We start from the raw sequence: 4,258 nt of genomic DNA, 5'->3' as shown, positions 1-4,258 counted from the left end.
CACAAGGGTGCCGGGTTCCGGTCCCTCGAACAGAATTTTTGCTTTGCCTTCATAGAGCTGCCGGCGGCGGGCCATTTCGTACCTTCAGAAAATCAATGGTCAGGGTCTATACCAACCCAGCGGTAGTCGCGCTATGCCTGCAGTTGCATGGACGATAAGTCATCTTTTCCCATCTATCGCGCCGCCGTCAGTGGGATGCTGGCGATGCTGGTGGGGCTGGGAATCGCCCGATTCGGTTACGGACCGCTGGTGCCGGCTCTGGTCGGCGCGCATTGGTACAGCGCCGCAGCAGCCTTCTGGCTCGGCGCGATCAATCTCCTCGGCTATTTTATCGGCGCCGCCTTCATGCGCTTCTGGCGCGGGACGTTGCGGGCGAAGCCGGTGATCGTCGGGCTGATGGCGGCGACCGCTTTGTCGCTGCTGGCTTCGGCGCTGAACTGGGGCATGATCTGGTTCGGCTTCTGGCGGCTGCTCTCCGGTATCACCGGCGGGGTGCTGATGGTGCTGATGGCCGCGGCCGTGGTCGGCCGCGCGCCGGCGCGCAGCAAGGGGCAGGTCAGCGGCATCACCTTCGCCGGCATGGGCGTTGGCATCACACTGAGCTCGCTGTTGATCCCGCTGCTGGTGAAGCAAGGCTTGGTGTTCACCTGGGCGGTGCTCGGCCTGGTCGCGGTGGCGGCGACGCTCACCGTGGCGTGGCTGATGCCAGACGCGACGATCACCGCCAGTCCGCCAAAGCTAGGCGAGGCGAAGATGAACCGGGCGGTGCTGCTGCTGGTGACGGCCTATGCCGGCTCGGCACTGGGTTTCGTGCCGCATATGCTGTTTCTGTCGAGTTTCGTCGCCATCGGCCTGCAGCGCGGGGTGGCCGCGGGTGCTGCAGTGTCCGCCTGGTTCGGCGTGGCCGCAGCGCTGGGGCCAGTGATCCTGGGGCGTGTCGCAGACCGGTTCGGGTTTCTCCCGACCTTGGCGCTGGGCTACGCGGTGATGGCCTGCGCCGTGGCGCTGCCGCTGGTCAATGACAGCACGTTCACGCTGGATCTTTCCGCCATCGGCGTTGGCGCGGTGGGGTTGGGAGGGGTGATGCTGGCGGCCGGGGCGATCGCCGGGCTGGTGCCGGCGAATCGTCTGGCGGCCGATTGGGGGTTTGCCACCATGGCCTATGCGGTGATGCAGACGCTCACCGCCGCCGGCTTTTCGCACCTGTTCCATGCCACCGACAGTTTTTTGCTCCTGTTCGGGATCGGCGCGGTCGCTGTGGCCGGTAGCGCGGCTTTGGTGATAGGCGCGGCCCGCAGGGCGTAGAAGAAAGCAGCCGCTTTTTTAAAAAAGCGGCGCAAAAACTTTTGTTATGCTGGGTCATGGGCGGCGTAGGCGACAACGCCCATGACCCAGATTCATAAAGTTTTTTTGCTACTTTTTGTTCACAAAAAGTAGTGCTTTCTTAAGCTGCCTTGAGGCTCGGATAATCGGTGTAGCCTTGCGCGCCGGGGGCGTAGAAGGTCGCGCTGTCGGGCGCGTTCAGTGCGGCGCCCGTGCGGAAGCGTTCGACCAGGTCCGGGTTGGCGATGAACAGCTTGCCCCAGGCGACGGCGTCCGCCTCGCCCAGCGCCAGGGTTTCCTGCGCGCTTTCCAGCGTGAACTGCTCATTGGCGATGTAGACGCCGCCGAACGCCTGTTTCAGCTGCGGTCCGATCCAGTCTTCGGCCTTGTGCTCGCGGGCGCAGATGAAGGCGATACCGCGCTCGCCCAGCTCCCGGGCGACATAGGTGAAGGTGCCGAGACGGTCGGAATCGCCCATAGAGTGCGAGTCCATGCGCGGCGCCAGATGCATGCCGACCAAGCCCGGCTCCCAGACCGAGAGCACCGTGTCGGTGACCTCGAGCATCAGCCGGGCGCGCTTGGCGATGCTGCCGCCGTAATTGTCGGTGCGGGTGTTGGTGCTGTCCTGCAGGAACTGGTCGAGCAGGTAGCCGTTGGCGCCGTGGACTTCCACGCCGTCGAAGCCGGCCATCTGCGCGTTCATCGCCGCCTTGCGATAGGCTTCGACCACGCCATCGATTTCCGAGGTCTCCAGCGCGCGGGGAACAACAAATTCCTGCTGCGGACGGACCAGGCTGACATGGCCGTTGGCGGCGATGGCGCTGGGCGCGACCGGAAGCTCACCGTTCAGGAACAGCGGCGCGGAAATCCGCCCGACATGCCAAAGCTGCGCGAAAATGCGTCCGCCCGCTTTGTGCACGGCGTCGGTGACGAGCTTCCAGCCTTTCACCTGCTCATCCGACCACAGGCCGGGCGTGTCGGCATAGCCGACGCCCATCGGCGTGACGGAGGTGGCCTCGGCGATGATCAGCCCGGCGGAGGCGCGCTGCACGTAATATTCCGCCATCAGTTCGTTGGGCACGCGCACGGCGCCGGCGCGGGCGCGGGTGAGCGGGCCCATGATGATGCGGTTCGGCAGCGTCAGGTCGCCGAGTTGCAGCGGGTCAAACAGAGTTGGCATGGCTAAGAGTCCTCTTGGGTTGCACGAAACGGGAAAGAAAGGTGAGCAGCAGAGCCGCGACCGAGATCATCGCGGCGGTGGGCGGGATCGCGTCGAAGCCGAAATGGTCGGCGATCACCACGCCGCCGGCCCAGGCGCCCAGCGCGTTGCCGGCGTTGAAGGCGGCGATGTTGAGGGTGGAGATGAGGTTCGGCGCGGCGCTGCCGAAATTCACCACGTTGATCTGCAGCGCCGGCACGCCGGCGAAGGCGCAGACCGCCCAGATGAACAGAGTGACCTCGGCGGGGATGAGGTGGCGCGCGGTGACGGTGAGCAGGCCGAGCACCACCGCCATGCCGACGAACACGAAAGCCAGTGTCGCGGTAACGCGCCAGTCCGCCATCCGGCCGCCCAGGATGTTGCCCAGCGTGAGGCCGACGCCGATGAGGAACAGCGTGTAGGTGACGCCGCGCGGCGAGACATGCGTGACGTCGTTCAGCACCGGGGCGATATAGGTGAACATGGCGAACATCGAGGCCGAGAACGCCACGGTGATGGCCAGAGCCAGCCAGACCGGCGCTTTCAGCGCCGCGAACTCGCGCAGCATGTTGGGATGCGCGGTTTTCTGCGCCTGCCGGGGCAGGAGCAGATAGAGACCGGCGAGGGAGAGGAGGCCGAGTGCCGCCACCGCCCAAAAAGTCATGCGCCAGCCGGCCACCTGACCGAGCGCGGTGCCGAGCGGCACGCCGAGCACGTTGGCCAGAGTCAGCCCGGTGAACATCAGGGCCACGGCCTGGGCCCGGCGGTTCTCCGGCACCAGGGAGGCGGCCTCCACCGCGCCGATGCCGAAGAAGGCGCCATGGCAGAGCGCCGTGACGATGCGCGCGACCATCAGGAAGTCGTAGGAGGGGGCCAGGGCGCAGAGCACGTTGCCGACCACGAACACCGCCATCAGCAGCATCAGGGCCGAGCGGTGCGGCAGCTTCTGCGTGGCGATGGCCATGATCGGCGCGCCGATGAACACGCCGAGCGCGTAGCCGCTGACCAGCCAGCCGGCGCTGGGGATCGACACTGCGAGACTGCCGGCGACCTGGGGCAGCAGACCCATGATCACAAATTCGGTGGTGCCGATGGCGAAGGCGCTCAGCGCCAGCGCGATCAGCGGGACGGGAAAATTCTTCAAAGGTTCTGCTCTAGTCTTTCAAGGAAAACGGCGATCGCCGGTTCGTTGCGTTTATAGAAAATCCATTGGCCGACGCGCCTGGCCGTGACCAGCCCGGCATGTTGCAGCACCGCCAGATGGGCCGAGACGGTGGATTGCGAGAGTCCGCAGGCGTCATTGATCTTTCCGGCGCAGACGCCGAATTCATAGGGGTGTTCCTGGCCGGGGAAATTCTCCTCCGGCTGCTTCATCTGCGCGAGGATTTTGCGCCGCACCGGGTTGGAGACAGCTTTCAGCGTCTCCTCGAAGCAATCGGTGATGTCGGTCGGCATCGTCATGCGACGATATATATATCGTCATACGACGATATACCAGGTGGGAAAAAGAAAGCGGCCGCTTTTAAAAAAGCGGCGCAAAAATTTTTGCTCGTTTGGGCCATGGGCGTTGTCGACGACAACGCCCATGGCCCAAATTAATAAAGTTTTTTTGCTACTTTTTGTTCAGGGCTTGTTGAGATTTAGGGATTCCCCTGGTCACGGCGTTTGTGATTCACGCTTTTCATGGACCGCTTTGCACTGACGGACGCTCAATGGGCGAAAATGGAGCCGCACTGT

At 64.3% G+C, this 4,258-nt stretch carries 4 protein-coding genes; 1 reads left to right on the top strand and 3 read right to left on the bottom strand.

The annotated features are described in order from the left end of the window. Positions 1-147 precede the first annotated feature (147 nt). On the top strand, positions 148-1,305 hold the full coding sequence (locus VGG47_RS03900; RefSeq protein WP_331535638.1) for a YbfB/YjiJ family MFS transporter: 1,158 nt from the start codon (positions 148-150) through the stop codon (positions 1,303-1,305). Between the two features lie 139 nt (positions 1,306-1,444). Here VGG47_RS03900 and VGG47_RS03895 read toward each other — a convergent pair whose 3' ends face one another. The 3 genes from VGG47_RS03895 to VGG47_RS03885 are packed head-to-tail and all read right to left on the bottom strand — an operon-like array spanning position 1,445 to position 3,982. Continuing rightward, positions 1,445-2,503, bottom strand: coding sequence for an alkene reductase (locus VGG47_RS03895; protein ID WP_331535636.1), 1,059 nt, complete (start codon positions 2,501-2,503; stop codon positions 1,445-1,447). Next, on the bottom strand, positions 2,487-3,665 hold the full coding sequence (locus VGG47_RS03890) for an MFS transporter (protein WP_331535634.1): 1,179 nt from the start codon (positions 3,663-3,665) through the stop codon (positions 2,487-2,489). Before VGG47_RS03890 ends, VGG47_RS03895 begins: the two co-directional genes overlap by 17 nt. Beyond that, positions 3,662-3,982 (bottom strand): ArsR/SmtB family transcription factor, encoded by a 321-nt coding sequence (locus VGG47_RS03885; RefSeq protein WP_331535632.1) that lies wholly within the window; start codon positions 3,980-3,982, stop codon positions 3,662-3,664. Before VGG47_RS03885 ends, VGG47_RS03890 begins: the two co-directional genes overlap by 4 nt. Positions 3,983-4,258 lie beyond the last annotated feature (276 nt).

It is taken from the genome of Acidocella sp., assembly GCF_036489515.1.
Classification (GTDB): Bacteria; Pseudomonadota; Alphaproteobacteria; order Acetobacterales; family Acetobacteraceae; genus Acidocella.
This window is presented reverse-complemented; position numbering and strand designations above follow the sequence as displayed.